The organism is Streptomyces sp. CB02056, assembly GCF_001905545.1.
Classification (GTDB): domain Bacteria; phylum Actinomycetota; class Actinomycetes; order Streptomycetales; family Streptomycetaceae; genus Kitasatospora.
This window is the reverse complement of sequence record NZ_LIPD01000008.1, coordinates 130238-154033: the sequence shown is the minus strand read 5'-3', so window position 1 is coordinate 154033 and position 23796 is coordinate 130238. Positions and strand designations below refer to the sequence as shown.

Annotated in this window: 17 protein-coding genes; 12 read left to right on the top strand and 5 right to left on the bottom strand. The window is 74.1% G+C overall.

Annotation, left to right across the window (positions count from 1 at the left end; translation table 11 throughout):
- The first annotated feature begins 246 nt into the window (after positions 1–246).
- Both sucC and sucD read left to right on the top strand, forming a co-directional pair.
- Complete coding sequence (sucC, locus tag AMK13_RS22945) at positions 247–1419, top strand: ADP-forming succinate--CoA ligase subunit beta (protein ID WP_049659288.1); 1173 nt, start codon at positions 247–249, stop codon at positions 1417–1419.
- An 18-nt stretch (positions 1420–1437) separates the two neighbouring features.
- Positions 1438–2328: a succinate--CoA ligase subunit alpha gene (gene sucD, locus AMK13_RS22940; RefSeq protein ID WP_074003930.1), complete on the top strand. Its 891-nt coding sequence runs from the start codon at positions 1438–1440 to the stop codon at positions 2326–2328.
- Between the two features lie 77 nt (positions 2329–2405).
- On the opposite strand, the gene AMK13_RS46010 is transcribed toward sucD, so the two are convergent.
- Positions 2406–4475, bottom strand: a complete 2070-nt coding sequence (locus tag AMK13_RS46010; RefSeq protein WP_074003929.1) for a sigma factor-like helix-turn-helix DNA-binding protein — start codon at positions 4473–4475, stop codon at positions 2406–2408.
- Between the two features lie 132 nt (positions 4476–4607).
- On the opposite strand from AMK13_RS46010, the gene AMK13_RS22930 reads away from it, so the two are divergent.
- Positions 4608–6083 carry a cell division protein PerM gene (locus AMK13_RS22930; protein ID WP_074003928.1) on the top strand — a complete coding sequence of 492 codons (1476 nt, stop codon included), beginning with the start codon at positions 4608–4610 and terminating at the stop codon, positions 6081–6083.
- A 36-nt stretch (positions 6084–6119) separates the two neighbouring features.
- Here AMK13_RS22930 and AMK13_RS22925 read toward each other — a convergent pair whose 3' ends face one another.
- On the bottom strand, positions 6120–6773 hold the full coding sequence (locus tag AMK13_RS22925) for a hypothetical protein (RefSeq protein ID WP_074003927.1): 654 nt from the start codon (positions 6771–6773) through the stop codon (positions 6120–6122).
- 416 nt (positions 6774–7189) lie between these two features.
- On the opposite strand from AMK13_RS22925, the gene purN reads away from it, so the two are divergent.
- Together purN and purH are read left to right on the top strand one after the other, a co-directional pair.
- Positions 7190–7849: a phosphoribosylglycinamide formyltransferase gene (gene purN, locus AMK13_RS22920; protein WP_049654788.1), complete on the top strand. Its 660-nt coding sequence runs from the start codon at positions 7190–7192 to the stop codon at positions 7847–7849.
- The gene (purH, locus tag AMK13_RS22915; RefSeq protein ID WP_074003926.1) at positions 7846–9423 is read left to right on the top strand and encodes a bifunctional phosphoribosylaminoimidazolecarboxamide formyltransferase/IMP cyclohydrolase; all 1578 of its coding nucleotides are present in this window, start codon (positions 7846–7848) and stop codon (positions 9421–9423) included. Before purN ends, purH begins: the two co-directional genes overlap by 4 nt.
- Positions 9424–9518: 95 nt before the next feature.
- Here purH and AMK13_RS43660 read toward each other — a convergent pair whose 3' ends face one another.
- Complete coding sequence (locus tag AMK13_RS43660; protein WP_049654791.1) at positions 9519–10130, bottom strand: hypothetical protein; 612 nt, start codon at positions 10128–10130, stop codon at positions 9519–9521.
- Positions 10131–10685: 555 nt separating this feature from the next.
- Between AMK13_RS43660 and AMK13_RS22905 the strand changes: the two genes are divergently transcribed.
- The 6 genes from AMK13_RS22905 to AMK13_RS22880 all read left to right on the top strand — a co-directional run bounded on the left by AMK13_RS22905 (position 10686) and on the right by AMK13_RS22880 (position 16321).
- Positions 10686–11540, top strand: a complete 855-nt coding sequence (locus AMK13_RS22905; RefSeq protein ID WP_049654792.1) for a bifunctional methylenetetrahydrofolate dehydrogenase/methenyltetrahydrofolate cyclohydrolase — start codon at positions 10686–10688, stop codon at positions 11538–11540.
- Positions 11541–11559: 19 nt separating this feature from the next.
- The gene (locus AMK13_RS22900) at positions 11560–11985 is read left to right on the top strand and encodes a DUF3017 domain-containing protein (protein ID WP_049654793.1); all 426 of its coding nucleotides are present in this window, start codon (positions 11560–11562) and stop codon (positions 11983–11985) included.
- Positions 11986–12200: 215 nt separating this feature from the next.
- Entirely contained in the window at positions 12201–13193 is a 993-nt protein-coding gene (locus AMK13_RS22895) for a malate dehydrogenase (RefSeq protein ID WP_074003925.1), read from the top strand.
- A gap of 180 nt (positions 13194–13373) precedes the next feature.
- On the top strand, positions 13374–14699 hold the full coding sequence (locus AMK13_RS22890; RefSeq protein ID WP_049654801.1) for a hemolysin family protein: 1326 nt from the start codon (positions 13374–13376) through the stop codon (positions 14697–14699).
- A 30-nt stretch (positions 14700–14729) separates the two neighbouring features.
- Complete coding sequence (gene trpS, locus AMK13_RS22885; protein ID WP_049654802.1) at positions 14730–15770, top strand: tryptophan--tRNA ligase; 1041 nt, start codon at positions 14730–14732, stop codon at positions 15768–15770.
- Positions 15771–15832: 62 nt separating this feature from the next.
- Positions 15833–16321, top strand: coding sequence for a 2'-5' RNA ligase family protein (locus AMK13_RS22880; protein ID WP_241853003.1), 489 nt, complete (start codon positions 15833–15835; stop codon positions 16319–16321).
- On the opposite strand, the gene AMK13_RS22875 is transcribed toward AMK13_RS22880, so the two are convergent.
- Positions 16306–18867 (bottom strand): CDP-glycerol glycerophosphotransferase family protein, encoded by a 2562-nt coding sequence (locus AMK13_RS22875; protein ID WP_143204609.1) that lies wholly within the window; start codon positions 18865–18867, stop codon positions 16306–16308. The two genes, AMK13_RS22880 and AMK13_RS22875, sit on opposite strands and share 16 nt — an antisense overlap.
- A gap of 217 nt (positions 18868–19084) precedes the next feature.
- Entirely contained in the window at positions 19085–22657 is a 3573-nt protein-coding gene (locus AMK13_RS22870; RefSeq protein ID WP_074003923.1) for a bifunctional glycosyltransferase/CDP-glycerol:glycerophosphate glycerophosphotransferase, read from the bottom strand.
- A gap of 134 nt (positions 22658–22791) precedes the next feature.
- On the opposite strand from AMK13_RS22870, the gene AMK13_RS22865 reads away from it, so the two are divergent.
- Entirely contained in the window at positions 22792–23790 is a 999-nt protein-coding gene (locus tag AMK13_RS22865) for a glycosyltransferase family 2 protein (RefSeq protein WP_107418824.1), read from the top strand.
- Positions 23791–23796 lie beyond the last annotated feature (6 nt).

Here is a 23796-nt window from a genome sequence, read left to right as displayed (position 1 = left end):
CCCGCCGGGCTGTTTGTGACGGTTCTCACCCGGGGCGGACAGGCCCCGGGCGGAACTGCCCGGCCCTGCGGGGATAACCTGCCAGACGGACGTGACGCGCGTGTTGATTGACGTGAGCGCCCGTGGCTGTGTGGGCCGCAAGGCCGTACCTCTGCGTACCCGCACCGCCCCGACGACCCGCAGCGAAGATCCTGCCGTGGCACGCTCGTAGAGACACAATCCGCGACCACGAACAAGGACAAACACGTGGACCTGTTCGAGTACCAGGCGAGGGACCTCTTCGCCAAGCACGGTGTGCCCGTGCTTGACGGCGATGTCATCGAGACCGCCGCAGACGCTGCCGCCATCGCGGAGCGCTTCGGCGGCCGCGCCGTCGTCAAGGCTCAGGTGAAGGTGGGCGGCCGAGGCAAGGCCGGCGGCGTCAAGCTCGCCGCCGACCCGGCGGACGCCGTCGCCAAGGCCGAGCAGATCCTCGGCATGGACATCAAGGGCCACACCGTTCACAAGGTGATGCTGGCCCAGACCGCGGACATCAAGGACGAGTACTACGTCTCGTTCCTGCTGGACCGCACCAACCGCACCTTCCTGGCCATGGCCAGCGTCGAGGGCGGCGTGGAGATCGAGGTCGTCGCCGAGCAGAACCCCGAGGCGCTCGCCAAGATCCCGGTCGACGCCAACGAGGGCTGCACCCCGGAGAAGGCCGCCGAGATCGTCGCCGCGGCGAAGTTCCCGGCCGAGGTCGCCGACCAGGTCGCCGAGGTCCTGCAGAAGCTGTGGACCGTCTTCATCAAGGAGGACGCCCTCCTCGTCGAGGTCAACCCGCTGATCAAGTCCGGTGACGGCAAGATCATCGCGCTCGACGGCAAGGTCTCCCTGGACGAGAACGCCGAGTTCCGCCAGCCCGAGCACGAGGCCCTGGAGGACAAGGCCGCGGCCAACCCGCTGGAGGCCGCCGCCAAGGCCAAGGGCCTGAACTACGTCAAGCTCGACGGCCAGGTCGGCATCATCGGCAACGGCGCGGGCCTCGTCATGAGCACCCTCGACGTGGTCGCCTACGCCGGTGAGAACCACGGCGGCGTCAAGCCCGCCAACTTCCTCGACATCGGTGGCGGCGCGTCCGCCGAGGTGATGGCGAACGGCCTGGAGATCATCCTGGGCGACCCCGACGTCAAGTCGGTCTTCGTCAACGTCTTCGGCGGCATCACCGCGTGCGACGCGGTCGCCAACGGCATCGTGCAGGCCCTGGCGCTCCTGGAGAGCAAGGGCGAGAACGTCTCCAAGCCGCTGGTCGTCCGCCTGGACGGCAACAACGCGGAGCTGGGTCGCAAGATCCTCGACGACGCCAACCACCCGCTGGTGCAGCGCGTGGACACCATGGACGGCGCCGCTGACCGCGCCGCCGAGCTGGCCAACAAGTAAGGAAGGGGACTTAACACCATGGCTATCTTCCTTACCAAGGACAGCAAGGTCATCGTCCAGGGCATGACCGGCGCCGAGGGCATGAAGCACACCCGCCGCATGCTCGCCTCCGGCACCCAGATCGTCGGCGGCGTCAACCCGCGCAAGGCCGGTACCACGGTCGACGTCGACGGCACCGAGATCCCGGTCTTCGGCACCGTCGCCGAGGCCATGGAGAAGACCGGCGCCGACGTCACGGTCCTCTTCGTCCCGCCGGCCTTCACCAAGGCCGCCGCGATCGAGGCCATCGACGCCGAGATCGGCCTGGCCATCGTCATCACCGAGGGCGTCCCGGTGCACGACACCGCCGCCTTCTGGGCGCACGCCGGTGCCAAGGGCAACAAGACCCGCATCATCGGCCCGAACTGCCCGGGTCTGATCAGCCCCGGACAGTCGAACGCCGGCATCATCCCGGCCGACATCACCAGCTCCGGCAAGATCGGCCTGGTCTCGAAGTCCGGCACCCTGACCTACCAGCTCATGTACGAGCTGCGGGACATCGGCTTCACCTCGGCCGTGGGCATCGGTGGCGACCCGGTCATCGGCACCACCCACATCGACGCGCTCAAGGCCTTCCAGGAGGACCCGGAGACCGAGCTCATCGTCATGATCGGTGAGATCGGTGGCGACGCCGAGGAGCGTGCCGCGGCCTTCATCGCCGAGCACGTCACCAAGCCGGTCGTCGGCTACGTCGCCGGCTTCACCGCCCCCGAGGGCAAGACCATGGGCCACGCCGGCGCCATCGTCTCCGGCTCCTCGGGCACCGCCCAGGCGAAGAAGGAGGCCCTCGAGGCCGCCGGTGTCAAGGTCGGCAAGACGCCGTCCGAGACCGCCCGCCTGGCCCGCGAGATCATCGCCGCCCAGGGCTGATCCCGCCCCGCGCGTGACGAGCGCCCCCGCCCTCCCCGGGCGGGGGCGCTCGCCGTTTCCGGCGCGCCCTCGGTCGCTCAGCGCTCCCTCGGCCCCGTGGTGCAGGGCAGCGGCGACCACAGCGGACAGGCCACCGGGCCCTGCGGCGGGGGAGCGGCGCCCCGGGCCGCCGCCGGCAGCTCCCAGCGCGCGGCCGCCTGCGGCCGCGGATCCACCAGGACGGCCTCCAGACCGGGCGCCGGGCTGCACCAGATGCTGGTGATGCCGTTCGGCGCCCCGCCGGGCAGCAGCGGCACACCCGGCCCCGCCGCGTTCGCCGCGTCCGCCGAGTCCGCCGTCTCCGACCCGGGGGCGGGCGGAGCGGCGGGCAGACAGGCCGCGGGCGTGGGTGGGGCGGACGGCCGGAACAGCCCCGCCGGGCGCACCCCCGCCAGGGTCGCCAGCACCGCCCCGCCCACCGCGAGCGTCAGCAGCGCCGCCGCACCCGTCCGGCTCGCCGTCCAGAGCCGGTGCCGGGCCCGCAGCACCGCCACCGGCGCACGGTGCGGCTCCGGGCAGCCGCGCACCGCCGCCCGGTGCAGCAGCCCGCTCAGCCCGTCGGCGAAGCCCGGCTCCGCCGGATCCGGCCCGACCAGCTCCGGCACCCACTGCGCCAGCGCCGCCCGCGCCGCCCACACCCGCCCCTCGGCCGCCGCCTGGGTGGACTCCACCTCCACCGCGACCGCCGCCGCCGGGAACCCCAGCCCGTCGTGCAGCACCAGCGCCCGGCGCTGGGGACGGGACAGCCGCTTCAGCGCCTTCAGCAGCGCCCGGTCCCGGTCGGTCAGCCGGTCGTGGTCCGGCAGCACCGCCTGCGACTCGTCGGCCGGCCGCACCCTGATCCGCCGGTGCGGCAGCCCCCAGGCGTGCGACCGCCGGGGCCCGCCCCGGTGCCACGGGGACAGCGCCAGCTCGCAGGCGCGCACCCGCACCCACCCCTCCGGGTTCCCCGAAGCGGTGACCGCGCCCCAGCTCCGGCGCGCCTCCCCGAACGCCCGCCGTACGCAGTGCACCGCCCGGTGCCGGCAGGCGGTCAGCAGGAACACCTGCTGCACCAGCCGGGTGTGGACGGTCTCGTAGAGCTCCTCGAAGGTGACCGCCGGGGCCTCCGCGTCGAGGTCGTCCTCCGCGCTCGAGGGCGCGGCGGCGGCCAGCGCCGCCCGGCCGGGGCTGACGGGGCCGCGCCCGGCGGGGGCGGCGTGCTCCTTCGGTGCCTGCCCGGGGTCGGCGGACGCGCGCTCCACGGGGCCGGGTGCCGGCTGCGCTCCGTCGGCATCCTGAGCGGCCGGGGCCGGGTACGGAGCGCCGCCGCGGCCGTCCGCGTCCGGGGCGGCCGTCGGCGCGTGGCCGGGGTCCGCGGACGGGGAGTTCTCCGTCCGGCCCTGTCCGGTGTCGGGGGCGTCAGCGTGCCGACCGGGATCGGCAGGGGGTGCCGACCCGTCTCCGCCGCCGGGTGGGCCGGGGTCGGCAGGGGCCGTCGGCCCGTGGTCCGCGGCGGCGCCTCCGGTCGGGAGCGCGGGCGTGCACGCCCCCTGCGCGCGCCCGGGGGTGGCGCCCCTTGTGGAGGCCTGGCGCGGATCCTCGGCCGGAGCCCCGGGGCTCGCGCCGCCGTCCACGCCCCGCGTCGGCCGGGCCGTCCGCGCGCGCTCGTCGGCGGCGGCCCGCGGGGTGCCGCCGGAGGGTGCCGGGGCGGGCTTCCCGCTCCGGGTGCGGCGCCGCTTCCCGGTCGCGTCCCCGCCTGCCCCCGTCCCCGCCCCCGCTCCGGGGCCGGCAGCGGCCGGGTCCAGGCCGGCGGGGTTCGCCGGGCGCCCGGTCGGGCCGGGGTCCGGGGGGTGCGGCAGCGCGCCCGCCAGCAGGGCGAAGGCCTCCGCCTCGGTGCGGGTGCCGAGCTTGCGCAGGGCGCGCTGGAGGTAGCTGCGGGCGGTGTTCGGGGTGACCCCGAGGGCGGCGGCGGTGCGGGGGAGGTCGTGGCCGGCCGCGAGGTGGGCCAGGGTCTGGGCCTCACGGGGGGTCAGTTTCCGCAGCAGGCGGCCCGCGTCGGTCCCGGCATGGTCGGGCTTGCGGTGGCGCTCCGGGGTGGGGGAGTCGGCGGTGGGTGGCGTGGTCATCAGACGCTCCGGGCCGGGGCGCCGGCGGCTTGGGGGCAGGGTCTGAAAATGCGCATAAGCCAATAATCTGGGACACGGCGGCGGTTTGGCGCTTCACGGAGCATGGCGAGTCGCCTTGGCACCATGTGGCCCATGACGCAGCTGATGGGTCGTCCGATCCTGGAACCGCCCGGCGTGTTGGGCGGACGCCCCGCGCTGGCCGACCTGTTGGCGGGAGTGCGGACGGCGCTGGTCGGCCTGGCGGCGGTCGGGCTGCCGGTGCTCGGGCTCTGGGTCGCGACGCCGTACGCGGACGACGGCGCGGCCGCTGTCACCCGGTTGGCGGGGGTGCTCTGGCTGCTCGGGCACGGGGCGCCGCTGCTGCGCGGGCCGACGGACGCCCCGCTGACCGTCACTCCGCTGCTGCTCGGCGTCCTGGCCGTGGTCCGGCTCCACCGGGCGGCCGCCGGGGTGGCGGCACGGCGCGGGCCGCGCCCGCGCTGGGGCGGCCCGGCGGCGGTGTGGGCGGGGTACTGCGCGGTGGCCGTGGGGGTGGCGCTGCACTGCGCGGGCGACGGGCTGTTCCGCAGCCGGGTGCTGCTGGACGTCCTGGTGGTGGCGTCGGTCGCGGGCCTGGCGACGGCCGCCGGGGCCCGTTCGGTGACCGTCCTCGACGTGCCGGCCGACTCCCCGCTGGACCTCCTCCCGCCCCCGTACCGCCCGGTCGACGGCGCGCCGGTGGTCCGGGCCGCGGCGCTGGCGGCCGGGGCCGGGCTGGTCGCGGCGGGCGGCCTGCTGGTGGTGTGCTCGGCGGTGCTGGACGCGGTGGCCGGCGGCGGGCGCGGGATGGCGCTGCTGGGGAGCGGGCCCGTCGCGGTGGTGGGGCTGCTGCTGCTCGCGCTGGTGCTGCTGCCGAACGCGGTGCTGTGGGGCGCGGCGTACGCGCTGGGTCCGGGCTTCGCGGTGGGCGCGGGGACGGTGGTGTCGCCGGTCGGTACGGCGCTGGGCCCGGTGCCGGAGTTCCCGCTGTTCGCCCTGCTGCCGGCGGACGGGCCGGGCGGCTGGCGGCTCGCGGTGTCGGTGCTGCCGCTGCTGGCCGGAGTGGTGCCGGCGGTGCTGCTGGGCCGGGCGGCGGCGGGCCGGCGGCTGCCGGGCGCCGGGTCGGGGGAGCGGCCCGAGCCCTGGCCGCCGGCCGCGACGGCGGTGGCCGCGCTGGCGGCGGCGCTGTCGGTCGGGGCCGGGGCGGCGGTGCTGGGCTGGCTCTCCGGCGGGGCGCTGGCGGGGGAGCGGCTGGCCTGGGTGGGGCCGGTGCCGTGGACGGGCCCGGCGGCGGCGGGCTGGATCGCGCTGGTCGCCGTCCCGGGCGCGCTGCTGGTCCGGTACCGCACGCTGGGCCCGGCGGACGGCGAGGGCGTGTACGCCCGGCTCGTGCGGCAGGCCCGCCGGGGCGCACTGGAACTTCGCGCCGGTACGTACGCCCTGGTGCTGCGGCTCTCCGGACCGGGCGTCGGGACCGCCGACGAACCGGGCCCCGAGGACCGGGACCCGGCCGGCCCTGAGGATCAGGCCGTCCGTACGGATCAGGCCGTCCGTACGGATCAGGCCGCCCGCGCGGACCGGACCGAATGAGCCGCCCGGGAGACCCGACCGGTCCCGGAGGCCCGGCTACTCGGCGTTCCCGGTGAAGTCCACGTACCACTGCGGCGCGTACCGGTCGCAGTTCTGGGCGCCGACGGAGGTCAGCGAGTCCTGGACGCAGGTGACGTACTCGCGGTAGTGGTACCCGAGGCCGATCACCGAGGTGGCGACCACGATGGTCATCGCGCCGGTCAGGATGCCGGCGAGCGCGGCCGGGGTGAGCGGGTTCGACGCGGGGGCGACGGGGTACGGGCCGCCCGGCCCGGCGAGCGCGCCGGCGGCCGGGGCGGGCCGCCGGGCCCGCAGCGCGCCGACGCCCCAGACGATGCCGAGCGCCCCGGCCAGCAGGGCGATCCAGTGGAACCCCGTGAACAGGCAGACCAGCGCGAACGGTCCGGCCAGCGCGGCGTTGCGGGCCTTGCGGTGGGCTGGGTCCGCGGGGTCGAGCCGGGGCGGCTGCGGGGCCGGCGGCCGCTGGCCGGGGCGGCCGTCGCCGCCGGGGCCCCACGGCGGCGGAAGCTGCGGGCGTCCGCCGTCCTCGCCGCCGGGGCCTGCCGGCCCGCCGGAGCCGTCCTGGCCCCCGCCGGCCCAGGGGCTGCGCGGCTGCCACGGCTGGTCCGGGGTATCCGCCGGCGGCGGCGCGAAGGGGTTGCGCTCGCCGGTGTCGTCGCCGCTGCTCATGGGTTCAGCCATTCCTTCTCGGTCGGGGCTCGTTCGGAGGTTCTCGGGTCGGAGCGGTCTTCCGCGCCCCAATGATCCCGCAGGCCGATCCGGCGGCCGTCCGGCGGGATGGTCCCGCGGCCGTCCGTCGGGCCGCCCGCGGCCCGTCGGCGGGCCGGTGCGGGCCGGGGCAACTCCGGTGCGGCGGGCCGGAGGAGATCCCCGTCTCAACTACGCGCGTAGCGCCGCCGGGAGGGTGCGGAGGCCGTCCGACCAGCCGTTATCGTGGTGACGGTCAGCAGCCCACAGAGGTTCCCCCGGGCCCGCGTCGCGGCGGGTTTCCCCGGAGTTCCCCCTCGCTCGACCTGCCGTTCGTAGTGGCCCCACCGCCGGTGGACGTACCAGCGGACGGCGCCCGACCTACGGAGAAACGCGCAGTGGCCGCCGCCCCCGCCCAGCACTTCCCGCCCCGTACGCCCGGACCGGCCCGCCTGGTCGTGCTGGTCTCCGGCTCCGGCACCAACCTGCAGGCGCTGATCGAGGCCGCCGCCGATCCGGCGTACGGCGCCGAGATCCTCGCCGTCGGTGCGGACCGGGACGGGATCGCCGGTCTGGAGCGGGCGGAGAAGGCGGGCCTGCCGACCTTCGTCCACCGGGTGAAGGACCACCCGGACCGGGCCGCCTGGGACCGCGCGCTGACCGCCTCCGTCGCCGAGTACCAGCCGGACCTGGTGGTCACGGCCGGTTTCATGAAGATCCTCGGCCCCGAGTTCATCGCCGCCTTCACCGGGCGGATCGTCAACACCCACCCCGCACTGCTGCCCGCCTTCCCCGGCGCCCACGGCGTCACCGACGCGCTCGCGTACGGGGTGAAGGTCACCGGCTGCACCGTCCACCTGGTCGACTCCGGCGTGGACACCGGGCCGATCATCGCGCAGGGCGTCGTCGAGGTCGTCGACGCCGACCACGCCGATGGCGGCGAAGCGCTGCACGAGCGCATCAAGACTGTCGAGCGCAAGCTGCTCGTCGACATCGTGGGCCGGCTGGCCCGCGAGGGTCACCGCATCGAGGACCGAAAGGTATGGATTCCGGCATGAGTGCCAGCTCCACCACCACGCCCGTTTCGGAGAACGTTCGTCCGATCCGTCGCGCGCTGATCAGCGTGTACGACAAGACCGGTCTGGAGGAGCTGGCCCAGGGCCTGCACGCCGCCGGGGTCGCCATCGTCTCCACCGGCTCCACCGCCGGCCGGATCGCCGCCGCCGGCGTCCCGGTGACCGAGGTCTCCGAGCTGACCGGCTTCCCGGAGTGCCTGGACGGGCGCGTGAAGACGCTGCACCCCCGCGTGCACGCCGGCGTGCTGGCCGACCTGCGGCTGGAGTCGCACCGCGCCCAGCTGGCCGAGCTCGGCGTCGAGCCCTTCGACCTGGTCGTGGTGAACCTCTACCCGTTCAAGGCCACCGTCGCCTCCGGCGCCACCCCGGACGAGTGCGTCGAGCAGATCGACATCGGCGGCCCGAGCATGGTGCGCGCCGCCGCCAAGAACCACCCCTCGGTGGCCGTGGTGGTCGACCCGGCCCGCTACGGCGACGTGCTGAAGGCCGCCCAGGAGGGCGGCTTCGACCTGGCCACCCGCAAGCGCCTGGCCGGTGCCGCGTTCGCCCACACCGCCGCCTACGACGTGGCCGTCGCCTCCTGGTTCGAGGCCGGCTACGCGCCCAGCGACGAGCGCTTCCCCGAGTTCCTCGGCGCCACCTGGGAGCGCCAGAACGTGCTGCGCTACGGCGAGAACCCGCACCAGGGCGCCGCGCTGTACAGCGACGGCACCGGCGGCCTGGCCGGCGCGCAGCAGCTGCACGGCAAGGAGATGTCGTACAACAACTACGTCGACACCGACGCCGCCCGCCGCGCCGCCTACGACCACGCCGAGCCGGCCGTCGCGATCATCAAGCACGCCAACCCGTGCGGCATCGCGACCGGCGCCGACGTCGCCGAGGCGCACCGCAAGGCCCACGAGTGCGACCCGGTCTCCGCGTACGGCGGCGTCATCGCCGTCAACCGCCCGGTCACCGTGGCGCTGGCCGAGCAGATCGCCCCGATCTTCACCGAGGTCGTCGTGGCCCCCGGCTACGAGGAGGGCGCCCTGGAGGTGCTCACCCGCAAGAAGAACCTGCGGGTGCTGCTCGCCCCCGAGGCCCCGGCCAACCGCCAGGAGGTGCGCCCGGTCTCCGGCGGCGTGCTGCTCCAGGACGCCGACCGGGTGCACGCCGAGGGCGACGACCCGGCGAACTGGACCCTCGCCACCGGCGAGGCGCTGACCGCGGCCGAGCTGGCCGAGCTGGCCTTCGCCTGGCGGGCCTGCCGGGCCGTCAAGTCCAACGCGATCCTGCTGGCCAAGGACGGCGCCTCGGTCGGCGTCGGCATGGGCCAGGTCAACCGGGTGGACTCCTGCAAGCTCGCGGTCGAGCGGGCCGGCGAGCGCGCCAAGGGCGCCTACGCGGCCTCGGACGCCTTCTTCCCGTTCGCGGACGGTCCGGCGATCCTGATCGCGGCCGGCGTCAAGGCGATCGTCCAGCCCGGTGGCTCGATCCGTGACGAGGAGGTCGTCGCGGCGGCCGCCGAGGCCGGCGTGACCATGTACTTCACCGGCGCGCGGCACTTCTTCCACTGATCCCGCCGCCGGCGTGACGGTGTGACGGAACGACAGAGCGGCCCGGCCCCCTCCGAGGAGGGAGCCGGGCCGCTCCGGCGTGTCCTGCGGGCCGGTCAGTACCGCGGCCGGTTGAACCAGTTGACGCCGTCCTGGACGCACATGGCGGTGATCCAGATGATGCTGATCGCCAGCCAGAGCAGGGCCATGACCAGGCCGACCGCGGTGCCGCCGGTGATGGCGCCCAGCAGGATCAGCAGGCCGATCAGGGCGCCGAGCGAGCCGTACACGATGGTGGTGACCCGGACGGCGTTGCCGCCCTTGCCGAACTTCGCGCCGAGCGTGATGGAGAGCGCGGCGAACAGGCCGAACAGCACGGCGACGACGATCAGGACGCCGGCGGCGGCGTCGCCCAGCGCGGTGAACGGGTTGTCCTCGCTCGCGGCCCGGGTGGCGTTGGTGGCGTCCTTGGCGACCGCCCCGATGACCATGTAGAGGATCGCGAGCAGCGTCTGCACGCCGCCGACTATGAACAGCAGCACGCGGGCGGTGGTCACCAGGCCCGGCATGGACGGCGGGGCCATCGGCGCGTAGCCGTAGGCCGGGGCGGCCTGCGGGTAGCCGTAGCCCGGGGCGGCCTGCGGCGGCGGGGCCTGCTGCGGGTAGCCGTAGCCCGGGGCGGCCTGCGGCTGGCCGTACGGGTTGTTCGGGTCGGGCGGGTAACTCATGGATGCCTCCGGGCAGTTACGGGGACGCGGGGACGGGACGCTGACGGCCCGGTGCCGACCGGTGACAAGGGTCACCGGCCGAAGGGGACGTTAGCCGAGCGGGGTGACAGCCCGGCGGCGGTGACGGGCGCCGCGGCTCGGCAGCGTGGTGAGCGTCAGGGGCGCGAGGCAGCCGACGGGTGCGGTGCGGGCGGGACGGTGCCCCCGCGGTCGGACTGCTGGCTCTGCTCTGGTCGGCTCACTGGCTCTTTCCCCCGGGTACGCCCCACCGCGGGTCCGTCGGCCCGTCACCGGGCCGGTTCGCGGCGGGAATGCGCTTATCGTCATCCGGACGACGGCGCCCTGTCCAGCCGGTTCCGCGTGCCGCGCCGAGACTGTGGCGCAACCGCAATGTGCGGTGGACCTTCGTACCCGTCCGTTCACCCGCCGGTTCCCCCGGCTGTTCCCCCGCCCGGCCGGGCGCCCGTTCCCCGGCCCGGCCACCCCCGGAACCGCGGCCCGAGCGGTCGGACGCCCTCGGTACGGAGACCCCCGGCGATCCGGGAGAATGGGGTCATGACTGCCCAGATTCTCGATGGCAAGGCCACCGCCGCCGCGATCAAGTCCGAACTCGCCGCCCGCGTGGCGGCCCTCAAGGCGAAGGGCGTCACGCCCGGCCTCGGCACCGTCCTGGTCGGCGACGACCCGGGCAGCCGCTGGTACGTGAACGGGAAGCACAAGGACTGCGCCGAGGTCGGCATCGCCTCGATCCAGCGCGAGCTGCCCGCCACCGCCACCCAGGAGGACGTGGAGAACGTCGTCCGCGAGCTCAACGCCGACCCGACCTGCACCGGCTACATCGTCCAGCTGCCGCTGCCCAAGGGCCTGGACCAGAACCCGGTCCTGGAGCTGATGGACCCGGACAAGGACGCCGACGGCCTGCACCCGACCTCGCTCGGCCGGCTCGCCCTGGGCATCGACGGCCCGCTGCCGTGCACCCCGCTCGGCATCGTCGAGCTGCTGCGCCGCCACGACGTCGAGATCAACGGCGCCGAGGTGGTCGTGGTCGGCCGCGGCATCACCGTCGGCCGTTCGATCGGCCTGCTGCTGACCCGCCGCAGCGAGAACGCCACCGTCACCCTGTGCCACACCGGCACCCGGGACCTCGGCGCCCACCTGCGCAAGGCCGACATCATCGTGGCCGCCGCCGGCGTGCCGCACCTGGTCAAGCCGGAGGACGTCAAGCCGGGCGCGGCGGTGCTGGACGTGGGCGTCAGCCGCAGCGAGGGCAAGATCGTCGGCGACGTGCACCCGGGGGTGGCCGAGGTGGCCGGCTGGATCTCCCCGAACCCCGGCGGCGTGGGCCCGATGACCCGCGCGATGCTGCTCAACAACATCGTCGAGGCGGCCGAGCGCCGCGCCGGCATCTGACACCCCAGGGACGGCGAGCATGACTGAACCGCGATCGGCCCGGTCCCGCCGCAGGCCGGTCAAGACCACCGGCACCCTGCCGCCCGAGGGCTCGGCCGCGGCCCTCGGACGCGATCACGCCCTGCCGGTCCGGCAGTGGCCGATCACGCTCGTCCTGCTGGTCGTCGGCGCCGGCCTCGCGGTCACCTGGTTCGCCGACTTCAAGGACGGCTTCAAGTACGGGCTGCTGATCCTCGGCGGCGGCGTGCTGCTCGGCGCGGTGCTGCGGCTGGTGCTGCCCGAGGTCGGGATGCTGGCGGTGCGCAGCCGCTTCACCGACGTGATCGTGCTGAGCTTCCTGGGCCTCTCGATCGTGCTGCTGACCCTGGTGGCGCAGCCGAACCCGTGGGTGCAGATCCCGTTGCTCGACAACATCGGCCAGCTGATGGGCCGGCCCCGGCACTGATCCGCGGCCCGTGACGGCCCCCGCCCGACGCCATGGAAATCCAGGGCCCGGGCGGGGGCCGCCTTTCTTCTGTGACGCATCAGCCACGCCGGGACACCAGGCGTACGCTTCCCTTTGCGATAACCTGACGCCGGTCTCTCGACGTCGAGAGAGATCATCCTGGCTCCAGTGCCGGTGTGCCTGGGGCGCCTGGCGATTTGCTGGAGAAGGTAGAAATGACCCGCACCCCCGTCAACGTCACCATCACCGGCGCGGCCGGCCAGATCGGCTACGCGCTGCTCTTCCGCATCGCCTCGGGCCACCTGCTCGGCGCCGACGTGCCGGTGAACCTGCGCCTCCTGGAGATCCCGCAGGGCCTCAAGGCCGCCGAGGGCACCGCCATGGAGCTCGTCGACTGCGCCTTCCCGCTGCTGCGCGACATCACCATCACGGACAACCCGAACGAGGCCTTCGACGGCGCCAACGTCGCGCTGCTGGTCGGCGCCCGTCCGCGCACCGCGGGCATGGAGCGCGGCGACCTGCTGCAGGCCAACGGCGGCATCTTCGGCCCGCAGGGCAAGGCCATCAACGACCACGCCGCGGACGACATCAAGGTCCTGGTCGTCGGCAACCCGGCCAACACCAACGCCCTGATCGCCCAGCGCAACGCCCCGGACGTCCCGGCCGAGCGCTTCACCGCGATGACCCGCCTGGACCACAACCGCGCCGTCGGCCAGCTGTCCGCCAAGACCGGCGCCCTGGTCTCGGACATCAAGCGCGTCACCATCTGGGGCAACCACTCCGCGACCCAGTACCCGGACGTCTTCCAGGCCGAGATCGCCGGCAAGCCGGCCTTCGAGGCCGTCGGCAGCGACCTGGCCTGGCTGGAGAACGACTTCATCCCGACCGTCGCCAAGCGCGGCGCCGCCATCATCGAGGCCCGTGGCGCCTCCTCGGCCGCCTCGGCCGCCAACGCCGCCATCGACCACGTGCACACCTGGGTCAACGGCACCGCCGAGGGCGACTGGACCTCCATGGGTGTCGTCTCCGACGGCTCCTACGGCGTTCCGGAGGGCCTGATCTCCTCCTTCCCGGTCACCACCAAGGACGGCAGGTTCGAGATCGTCCAGGGCCTGGAGATCTCCGACTTCTCGCGCGCCCGCATCGACGCCTCGGTCAAGGAGCTGACCGAGGAGCGCGACGCGGTCCAGGAGCTGGGCCTCATCTGAGCCCGCCCCGCACGGCTCCACCGGCGGCCCGCCGCTTCCTCCCCGGAAGCGGCGGGCCGCCGCCGTGTCCGGACCGGGCTCCGCCGTCGTGCGGGCCCGGGTTCCGCGGCGGTGTCCGAGTCGGTGCTCCGCCGTCGTGTCCGGCCCCGGCCGGTACCGGCCGTCCTACACTGGCCCGCTGTGAACGAAACACTCGGGGACGCCGCGCTCGTCCTCGTCTTCATCCTGCTGGGCGGGTTGTTCAACGTCGCCGAGATCTCGCTGATCTCGCTGCGCGAGGGCCAGATCCGGACGCTGGAGGCACACGGCACCCGCCGCGCCGCCCGGGCCGCGCACCTGGCCGCCGACCCCAACCGCTTCCTGGCCGCCGTCCAGGTCGGGGTGACCTGCATGGGCTTCCTGTCCGCCGCCTTCGGTGCGGACACCCTGGCCGGCAAGGTCGCCCCGCTGTTCGTCCGGGCCGGGCTGTCCGAGGGCGTGGCCGCCGCGGTGGCCCTGGTCGGCCTCACCCTGGTGATCAGCTACGCCTCGCTGGTGCTGGGCGAGCTGACCCCCAAGCGGATCGGCCTGCAGCGCGCCGAGTCGATCGCGGTCGTCGCCGCCCCGGTGGTGGACGTGATGTCGGTGGTGCTGCGGCCGGTGATCTGGCTGCTCGGCCACTCCACCAACCTGATGGTCCGGCTGCTCGGCGGCGACCCGACCGCGGGCCGCGGCTCGATGAGCTCCGAGGAGCTGCGCGGCCTGGTCGCCGCCAACACCGAACTCGGAAGCGACGAACGGGCGTTGATCGCCGACGTGTTCTCCGCCGGGGAGCGCCAGCTGCGCGAGGTGATGGTCCCGCGCACCGAGGTGACCTTCCTGGACGCCGAGCGCCCGCTGGCCGCCGTCCGGCACCAGGCCGACACCTCGCCGCACTCGCGCTACCCGGTGGTCGAGGGCAGCGCCGACGCGGTGGTCGGCTTCGTCCACGTCCGCGACCTGTACGGCGCGCGCGGCGAGCAGGCCGTCAAGGTCCGTGACCTGGCCCGCCCGGTGAAGCTGCTGCCCGGCACCAAGCGGGTGCTGGAGGCGATGGGCGAGATGCGCCGGGAGGGCCACCACCTGGCCATCGTGGTGGACGAGTACGGCGGCACCGCCGGGATCGTCACCCTGGAGGACCTGGTCGAGGAGGTGATCGGCGAGATCCGGGACGAGTACGACAGCCCGGCGGCCGCCCCCACCCGGCGGCTGGCCGGCGGCGGCATGGAGCTGGACGGTCTGCTCAACCTCGGCGACTTCGCCGAGGAGACCGGCGTCACCCTGCCCGAGGGCCCGTACGAGACGGTGGCCGGCTGCCTGGTCGCCGCGCTCGGCCGGCTGCCCCGGGACGGCGACCAGGTGCGGGTGCCCGTCGAGGGGGGCGGCGGGGTGCTGCTGACGGTGGCCAAGGTCGAGGGCCGGCGGATCGCCCGGGTGGGGGTGAGTGCGGTCACACTGGCCGAGCCCGCGGGGGCGGAGGTTTCCTGAGCGGTCGGTGGAACTGGAAGAATGGCCCGCATGGTCAACGCAGCGGTCACTGGTCCGGTCAAGGACCGTCCCCGGGTGCTCTCCGGCATCCAGCCCACTTCCGGCTCGTTCCACCTCGGCAACTACCTGGGCGCGGTGCGCCAGTGGGTCGACCTGCAGAAGGACAACGACGCCTTCTACATGGTCGTCGACCTGCACGCGATCACGGTGCCCCAGGACCCGGCGACGCTGCGCGAGAACACCCGGGTCTCCGCCGCCCAGCTGCTCGGCGCGGGCCTGGACCCGGACCACTGCACGCTGTTCGTCCAGTCGCACGTGCCCGAGCACGCGCAGCTCGCCTGGGTGATGAACTGCCTCACCGGCTTCGGCGAGGCCTCGCGGATGACCCAGTTCAAGGACAAGTCCTCCCGGTACGGCGCCGAGGGCACCACGGTCGGCCTGTTCACCTACCCGATCCTCCAGATCGCGGACATCCTGCTCTACCAGGCCGACGCCGTCCCGGTCGGCGAGGACCAGCGCCAGCACGTGGAGATCACCCGCGACATCGCCGAGCGCTTCAACACCCGCTACGGCCGGACCCTCACGGTGCCGAAGCCGTACATCCTCAAGGAGACGGCGAAGATCCAGGACCTCCAGGACCCGGCCGTCAAGATGAGCAAGTCGGCCTCCTCGCCCAAGGGCCTGGTGAGCCTGCTGGACGACCCGAAGGCCAGCGCCAAGAAGTTCAAGAGCGCCGTCACCGACACCGGCACCGTCGTGTCCTACGACGAGGAGGGGAAGCCGGGCGTCTCCAACCTGCTGCGCGTCCACTCCGCGCTCAGCGGCCAGTCGGTCGAGCAGCTGGTCGCGCACTTCGAGGGCAAGATGTACGGCGCCCTGAAGACCGAGCTGGCCGAGCTGTTCACCGAGTGGGTCACCCCCTTCCAGGAGCGCACCCGGCTGTTCCTGGACGACCCGGCCGAGCTGGACCGGGTGCTGGCGATCGGCGCCGAGAAGGCCCGCGAGGTGGCGTCGGTGACGCTGGAGACGGTGTACGACCGGATCGGCTTCCTCCCGGCCGCCAAGCGGTGAATCCCCTCACACGCCTGCCCGGTGGTGACGGCCTCCCCGAGGTCGTCACCATCGGCGTGTCCGTGAGCGTCCCGGACCCGTACGGCACGGCGATCCAGGACGACCGGGCCGGGCACGGCGACCCGCTGGCCCGGTCGATACCCACGCACGTCACCCTGCTGCCGCCGACCGAGGTGCCCGCGGGGGAGCTGCCGAAGATCGAGGAGCACCTGGCGGCGGTGGCGGCCGCGCACCGGCCGTTCCGGATGCTGCTGCGCGGCAGCGGGACCTTCCGCCCGGTCTCCCCGGTGGTGTACGTCCGGGTCGAGGAGGGCGCGCAGGAGTGCCGGCTGCTGGAGGCGGACATCCGCTCCGGCCCGCTGGCCCGCGAGCTGGCGTTCCCGTACCACCCGCACGTGACGGTCGCCCACGGTCTGCCGGAGGACGTGCTGGACCAGGCGTACGAGCAGGCGCGCGGCTTCCGGGCGGACTTCCCGGTGCCGGGCTTCGGCCTCTCCCGCTTCGACGCGGACGAGGTCTGGCGGCCCTGGCGGAGCTACCCGTTCGGGTGAACCGGGGTGTGCTCCGGGGCGTGTCCGAGGGGGTGTCCTAGCCCTCCCCGGCCGCCGAGTTCGAGCATCCGGTCGACCACCCGGCGGGCCGCGCCGCCGTCGTCCAGCGCGCAGTGCTCGGCCCGGAAGCGCCGGTAGCGCTCGGCGTAGCCGGGCGGCGGTCCGCCGTCGCCGTCGGCCAGTTCGCGCAGCGCGCCGAGGAGTTCGGCCGACGTGGGCACCAGCGGGCCGGGGGCGTTCGACTCGAAGTCGAAGGAGAAGCCGCGCAGGGTGTCGCGGTAGTGCTCCAGGTCGTAGGTGAAGAAGTACATCGGGCGGCCGGTGATGGCGAAGTCGAACATGATCGACGAGTAGTCGGTCACCAGCACGTCCGCGACCAGCAGCAGTTCCTGCGGGTCGGGATAGTCCCCGCAGTCGTACAGGAAGCCGTCACCGGCGCCCGGCAGCGGCTCGCGGACGTGCGCGTGCGGACGGACCAGCAGCACGTGGTCCGCGCCGAGCAGGCGCCGCGCGTGGCCGAGGTCCAGCCGCAGGTCGAGCCGGAACCCGTCGCCGTCGCCGCGCTGCTGGTCCTCGCGCCAGGTCGGCGCGTACAGCACGATCCGCCGGCCCTCGGGGACGCCGAGCCGGCGGCGGACGGTCGCGGCGGCCCGCGGGTCCGGGCGGGCGAGCACGTCGTTGCGCGGGTAGCCGGACTCCAGCAGCTCGCCGCCGTAGCGGAAGGCGCGCCGGAGGATCGGGGTGGCGAACGGGCTGGGGGAGAGCAGCAGGCTCCACTGCGGGGTCTCCCGGTCGAGCGCCCGCAGGTAGCCGCGGTCGGCCAGCCAGGGGCTCTCGACGTCGTGGGCGATCCGCTTCAGCAGGGAGCCGTGCCAGGTCTGCACGACGACCTGGCCGGGGCGGCGCTCCAGGAAGTCCGGGAAGTGGGTGTTGCCGACCAGGTACCGGCAGGTGGCCAGCGCGCGGTACCACTCCGGGCTCCAGCTCCGCACCGGGACGACTCCGGGCGGCAGCGCGGCCTGGGCGTCGTCGACCACCCACAGGTGCTCCAACCGGCCGTCCCGGCGGGCGAGTTCGGCGTGCACCGCGCGCGGGGAGTCGGCGTAGCCGCGGCCGCCGAACACGTCGTACAGCACCGCCTCGCGCAGCGGCGCGCGGCGGGCGGCCGGGTAGCGCTCGGTGCGCAGCCGGTGCTGGGTCCAGGCGCTGCGCTCGGTGGCGGTGAGCACCGGGGTGGAGTCCACCACCAGGGTGTCGTGCCACCGGCGTTGCAGCAGGATCCGCTTGCCGCCGGCGGTGGTGGCGGCGGGGACGGCGGTCAGCGCGCCGGGGGCGGCGAGCAGCGGCCGGCCGTCCCCGGGGCGGCCGACCGGCTCCAGCGCGGCCTCCCAGACGCCCTTGCGCAGCGGCAGCGCGACGCCGTCCGAGCCGGTCCGGGTGGCGGGCACCCGGGCCCGGAAGCGGCCGTCCGGGCCGGTGCCGACCGGGGTGCGGACCTCGCTCGCGGAGCCGGGGTGGCGCAGCACCAGCTCCAGTGCCGAGGCCGGGCCCGGGCAGTGGCCGGACAGCTCGAAGCCGCCGTCCCGTACGGCGATCCGGTCGACCAGGCCGGCCGCGGGCTGGACGCAGAGCTGGAGCCGGCCGTCGGCGAGGTGCTTGAGGTAGAGCACCCGGTCCGGGGCGCCGGGCAGCGGGTGCTGGCCGGCCACCGGGCCGCCGCGCTCGTCGAGGCAGGGCTGCACGGCGGCGCCGTCGGGGTACAGCAGTTCGGCGTCCCAGTGCTCCAGCCGGCCGCCGCCCCGCCCGTCGGCGGTGAACGGCCGGTACGGCACCCGGACGGTGAAGGTGTTGCCGGTTCGGGCGAGCGGCCGCTCGACCACCGCGTCGCTCTCCCGGTGGCGTAGCCGCAGCACGGTGCCGGAGGGGCAGGTGTCGGCGACCCCGTCCAGGTCCAGGCCGTCGGGGGCGGGGGCGGCCCGGGTGACCAGGACGGCCGGGCGCTCCAGCCGCAGGTGCAGCCGGCCGTCGGCGAAGAACGGCTGGAGCCGGACGTCGTGGTCCACCCAGTGGGCCGGCGGGTACTCGCCGGACCCGCACCAGTACGGGGCGAGGGCGCCGTACCGGCGGCGCACCCGGGCGGGGCGGGGGCGGGTGAAGAGCGTGGCCTCGATCCGCCAGTCGCCGAGCAGCCAGTGGCCCCCGCGGCGCAGCCGGCCGGGGGCTATCAGGGCGGTGAAGCCGGACCAGTCGTGGTTGTGCTCGGACTGGGCGCTGTCGTCGGTGACCTCGGGCATCCGGCGGGGGCGGGAGCGCAGGTGCAGCGGCGGCTGGGAGCGGTTCTGGTGGCGCAGGGTCAGCCAGGTCCAGGCGGAGCCGGGCCGGCCGGTGTCCTGGCCGTCCGGGCGGGCGAAGCCGGTGAGCTCCAGGCCGCGGCCGTGCCAGCGGGCGCGCAGCAGGCCGAAGGCGACGTCCTCGTCGGCGGCGGGGTGGTCGGCGGCCACCCGGGGGGCGGCGTGCGGCAGGACCAGCCGGGTGAGCACAGGCATGGCGGTGGGAGCCCTTCGGGAGGGAGATCCACATCCCATCCAGAAATGGCGCCGGGGTCAATTGCACGCTTTTTCGAATGCCCCGGGGAATGCTTTTTCGGGAACGCCGGTTCGACATTCGAAATCGGTTTTCCGGTCGTTTCCGGATCCGGCTCCGGAAGCGCACGGGCGCCCGGCACCGATCGGTGCCGGGCGCCCGCCGGATCGTGCGCGGGGGCTACTCCTTGCGGAGCATCGCGTCGACCACCCGGATGGAGGCCTTGCCGTCGTCCAGGTCGCAGTACGCCTCGCGGAACGCGGCGGCCCGGTCCGCGTACTCGGCCGCGACCTCGTCCACCCGGCCGAGCACGGAGAGGAGCTCCTCGGAGGTGGCCGGCATCGGGCCGGGCGCCTCGGCCTCGAAGTTCAGGCTGAAGCCGCGCAGGTTGTCGCGGTAGTGCTCCAGGTCGTAGGTGAAGAACACGATCGGCTTGCCGGTCGACGCGAAGTCGAACGCGCTCGCCGAGTAGTCGGTCACCAGGACGTCGGCGATCAGCAGCAGCTCCGCCATGTCGGGGTAGGTGCCGACGTCCCAGATGTAGCCGTTGCCGGCGCCCGGGATCTGGCCGCACATCAGGTGGTGCCGGCGCACCAGCAGCACCTGGTCGTCGCCGAGCGCGGCCCTGGCCGCCGCCAGGTCGATCCGCAGGTCGATCTGGTAGCCGTCCTGCGGCCGGCGCCGGTCCTCGCGCCAGGTCGGCGCGTAGAGCACGACCTTCTTGCCCTCGGGCAGGCCGAGCCGCTCCCGGACCTGCTCGGCGGTCTTCTCCCGGTCGGTCGCGAACAGCAGGTCGTTGCGGGGCGAACCGCTCTCCAGGATCTCGCCCTTGAAGTCGAAGGCGCGCCGCAGCACCGGGGCCGACCAGCGGTTGCCGGCCACCAGCAGGCTCCAGTTCGGGACTTCCCGGGCCAGGCTCCTGAGGTACTTGGAGTCGGTGAACCAGACCTTCTCGAAGTCGAAGCCGATCTGCTTCAGCGGAGTGCCGTGCCAGGTCTGGACGACCACCTGGTCGGGGCGGCGGACGAAGAAGTCGGGCAGGTGGGTGCTGGCCACGACGTACTTGGCGGTGGCCAGCGCCTCGTACCACTCCGGGCTGCGGTACCGGAGCGCGGTCGCGCTCTGCGGCAGCTCGGCCTGCATGTCGTCGTTGCCCCACAGGTGCTCCAGCGGCAGGCCGCGGCGGACCAGCTCCTCGTGCACCGCCCGGGGCGAACCGGAGTACGTGCCGTACTTGCCGGTGTGGTACAGCACCGTGTCGCGCACCGGCAGCCGGCGGGCGGCCGGGTAGTCCACGCTCTGCAGCTGGCGCTGGCGGTAGCGGGCCCCCTCCTCGGGCAGCAGCACCGAGTGCGACTCCAACGACAGGGCGTCGTGGTCGCGGCGCTCCAGCAGTATCCGCTTGCCGCGGGACTCCACCTCGACCGGCAGGACGTCGAAGCAGTCCGGGGCCACCAGCGCGGCGGCGTCCGGCAGTTCGGGCACCGGCACGCCGACCGGGCGGAAGACGACGTTCCAGGTGCCCCGGGAGAGCGGCACCCGGCCGGCGAAGGAGGCCGTCGGCACGGCGGGCAGCGCGGTGCGGAAGCGGCCGTCGGAGATCTCCACCGGGTAGGCGTGCTCCTCCTCGCGCCACTCGTGACGGACCACCAGCTCCCAGCGGTGCGCGCCGGGCAGCGGGAACGAGCCGCTCAGCAGGAAGCCGTCGGCGCCGCGCGAGGACACCTCGTCCACCAGCGGCTGGAGCACCTGGTCGGTGAACTGGAGGTGCCCGTGGGGGGAGGGCTTGGAGTAGAGCGCCCGGCGCTCGGCGACCGGGGCCTGCGGGTTCAGCGCCAGGTGCAGCCGCTCGGGCGCGTTGCGGTCGTCCCAGGCCAGCTGGACGGTGCTGCCGTCGGCCAGCAGCAGCGCGCCGTCCCAGTGGTCGCGGCTGCGCTCGGCGGCCACCGGGTCCAGCTCGGCCCAGGCCTCGCGGACGGCGGTCAGCTCGGCGACCGGGAAGGCCGCGGTGAACGGCTGGAGCGAGCCGACCGGAGCGCCCAGCTCCAGCGGGAAGGTCAGGTGGCGGTCCGACTCGGTGTGGGTGAGCCGCAGCCGCGCCCCGGCGAAGCTCGGGCCGGAGCGGGCCGCGCCCGAGACCTCCAGCCGGTCGCCGTGGGCGGCCAGGCCGGTCACCCGGGCCTTGACCGTCTCCACCCGGAGGTAGACGAAGTTGTCCCGGATCCACGGCACGATCCGCACGTCCGGCTCGACCCAGTGCGACGGGAGGTACAGCGCGCTGTCGCTCCACCCGGCCGAGATCCGGCCCTTGTAGACCCCGCCCTTGCCCGCGCCGGCCACCAGGAGGCGCCAGTTGCCGTCCTTCCACTGGCCGCGGTGCTTCAGCTTCTTCGGGTCTATGGCCACGGTGAAGCCGGACCAGTCGCAGCTGTACAGGTCGTGGTGGCAGCTCGCGGTGGCCTCGGGGCTGTACGTCGTCCGCATCGGCACCGCGATGACCCGGCGGCCCTTGGCCTCGCGCAGCACCAGGGTGCGGACCATGTCGTGCTTGCCGGCGGCGCCCAGCTGCTCCGGGTACGCGTGCCCGGTCAGCCGGAGCTTCCCGTCCTCCCAGGTGCTGCGGTACAGCCGGCTGCGGATCACCAGCGAGTTGTCCAGCTTGAGCACCCCGGCCGGCACGCTCTTGCGCCCGCCGCGCAGGAACGGGTAGTCGGCGTACGGGCGCAGCAGGCCGCGGGCCTGGACACCGCCGCCGCTCTCGCGCTCGTACGTGATCTGCTCGACCAGCTCGTCCATCCGGCCGGACAGGGTCAGGTGGTACTTCAGCCGCAGCGGTGCGCGCAGCCGGGCGACGTGCTCGGCGCCGATCGACCGGAGCAGCCGGCCGACGTGCTGGAGGTAGGCGTCCCGGTACTCCTTGTCCCCTTCGACGAGGGACGAGAAGAACATCGGGATCTCCTCGACGAGGGTGTTCTCGTCGTAGGAGCGCAGGTACTCGGCGAAGCGCGGCTCGGTCTGCTTCGTCAGCCAGGCGCGGACCAGCTCGACCGAGGCGACCCGGTCGATCAGGCCCCTGGGGTTGGTGCGCATCTGCGTGATCGACATCTCGCCGACCTCGCGCTCGCGCCAGTGGTAGATCGGCTCGGAGAGCACGTCCACGCTCTTGGCCAGGTAGTGGTGCGGCACGCTGACCGGCGCGTCCTCGTAGAGGATGCCCTCGGGGTAGAGCAGGCCGGCCGCGTCGAAGAACGAGCGGCGGTACACCTTGTTCCACGCGGTGCGGTCGGTGACCAGCGCCGGGATCTCGGTGATGTGGGTCTTGAGCCTGGTCTCCTTGAACGGCTTCAGGTGGCCGCCGGACTGGTAGTAGCCCACGGCGCGGAAGCGCAGCACGTTGCCGGTGCAGAAGTCCGAGCCGGTCTCGTCCAGCGTGTTGATCATCAGCTCGTACGCGCTCGGCGGCATCGAGTCGTCGCTGTCCACGAAGCAGAGGAACTCGGAGTCCGGGTCGATGTGCCGGATGCCGGTGTTGCGGGCCGCGCCGAGGCCCTTGTTCACCTGCCGGACCAGCCGGAACCGGGAGTCCTGGGCCGCGTACGCCTCGGCGAGCGCCGCGCTGCCGTCCTTCGAACCGTCGTCGACCATGACGCACTCGAAGTCCGTGAAGGTCTGGGCGGCGATCGAGTCGAGGCATTCGACGAGGTAGCGCTCGACGTTGTAGATCGGGACGACGATGGAGAGGCGGGGAGCCATCGGCTACGCAGGCCTTTCTCTGGAGGAGCGTGGCAGCCCGTACGGGGTCTGACCGCACTTGGATCGGTGCGTACGTGCGCCCCCGATCCTACCTCCGGGGACCTCGCCCACCCGGGGACCACTACGCTGGGTCCGTGTCCCGTTTCAGCGTGATCGTCCCCGTGTACCAGGTCCAGGACTACCTCGCCGAGTGCCTCGATTCGGTGCTCGGCCAGGACGGCCCGGACGTCGAACTGATCGCGGTGGACGACCGCTCCCCGGACGGCTGCGGCGCGATCCTGGACGGGGCCGCCGCCGCCGACGCCCGGGTCCGGGTGCTGCACCTGCCGCAGAACGTCGGCCTCGGCCGGGCCCGCAACGCCGGCCTGGAGGTCGCCACCGGGGAGTACGTGGTCTTCCTCGACAGCGACGACACGCTGACCCCCGGATTGCTGAAGAGCATCGACGAGCGGCTCACCGCCACGGGTGACCCGGACATCCTGGTTTACGACTACGCCCGCACCTACGCCGACGGCCGGATCACCCGGGCCGCCTCCGCGCACGTCTTCGGCGCCGCCTCCCCGGACGTCTTCGACCTCGACGCCTGCCCCGACCTGCTCGACCTGCTCCAGGTCGTCTGGAACAAGGCCTACCGCCGTGACTTCGTCACCGAGCAGCGGCTGGTCTTCCCGGCCGGCTACTACGAGGACACCCCCTGGACGTACCCGGCGCTGCTCGCCGCCGCCCGGATCACCCTGCTCGACCAGGTCGGCGTGCACTACCGCCAGCGCCAGGAGGGCGGCAACATCCTGGCCACCGCCAGCCGCAAGCACTTCGACGTGTTCGCCCAGTACGACCTGGTCTTCGCCTTCCTCGACGGCCGCCCCGACCTGGACCGCTGGCGCCCGGTCGTCTACGGCCGGATGCTGCACCACCTCAACACCGTGGTCTCCAAGCCCGGCCGGGTCCCGCCCGGCGACCGCCGCGAGTACTTCCGCCGGGCCGCCGAGCACTGCGCCCGGCTGCGCCCGGCCGGCTACCGGCCGCCGGCCGGCGTGGACGGCGTGCGCACCGAGCTGCTCAGCCACGGCCGCTACGGGGCCTACCAGGCCGTCCGGGCCCTCGCCAAGGCCCGGCGACTCGTCAAGCGCTGAGCGCGA

What these genes read in the sequence shown, in the direction of transcription:
- AMK13_RS22900 (WP_049654793.1), top strand. Translation starts at nt 11,560, where the DNA reads ATGACTGAACCGCGATCGGCCCGGTCCCGCCGCAGGCCGGTCAAGACC.
- AMK13_RS46010 (WP_074003929.1), bottom strand. Translation starts at nt 4,475, where the DNA reads ATGACCACGCCACCCACCGCCGACTCCCCCACCCCGGAGCGCCACCGC.
- AMK13_RS22905 (WP_049654792.1), top strand. Translation starts at nt 10,686, where the DNA reads ATGACTGCCCAGATTCTCGATGGCAAGGCCACCGCCGCCGCGATCAAG.
- AMK13_RS22870 (WP_074003923.1), bottom strand. Translation starts at nt 22,657, where the DNA reads ATGGCTCCCCGCCTCTCCATCGTCGTCCCGATCTACAACGTCGAGCGC.
- AMK13_RS22925 (WP_074003927.1), bottom strand. Translation starts at nt 6,773, where the DNA reads ATGAGCAGCGGCGACGACACCGGCGAGCGCAACCCCTTCGCGCCGCCG.
- purH (WP_074003926.1), top strand. Translation starts at nt 7,846, where the DNA reads ATGAGTGCCAGCTCCACCACCACGCCCGTTTCGGAGAACGTTCGTCCG.
- AMK13_RS22895 (WP_074003925.1), top strand. Translation starts at nt 12,201, where the DNA reads ATGACCCGCACCCCCGTCAACGTCACCATCACCGGCGCGGCCGGCCAG.
- AMK13_RS22875 (WP_143204609.1), bottom strand. Translation starts at nt 18,867, where the DNA reads ATGCCTGTGCTCACCCGGCTGGTCCTGCCGCACGCCGCCCCCCGGGTG.
- sucD (WP_074003930.1), top strand. Translation starts at nt 1,438, where the DNA reads ATGGCTATCTTCCTTACCAAGGACAGCAAGGTCATCGTCCAGGGCATG.
- AMK13_RS22930 (WP_074003928.1), top strand. Translation starts at nt 4,608, where the DNA reads ATGACGCAGCTGATGGGTCGTCCGATCCTGGAACCGCCCGGCGTGTTG.
- trpS (WP_049654802.1), top strand. Translation starts at nt 14,730, where the DNA reads ATGGTCAACGCAGCGGTCACTGGTCCGGTCAAGGACCGTCCCCGGGTG.
- AMK13_RS43660 (WP_049654791.1), bottom strand. Translation starts at nt 10,130, where the DNA reads ATGAGTTACCCGCCCGACCCGAACAACCCGTACGGCCAGCCGCAGGCC.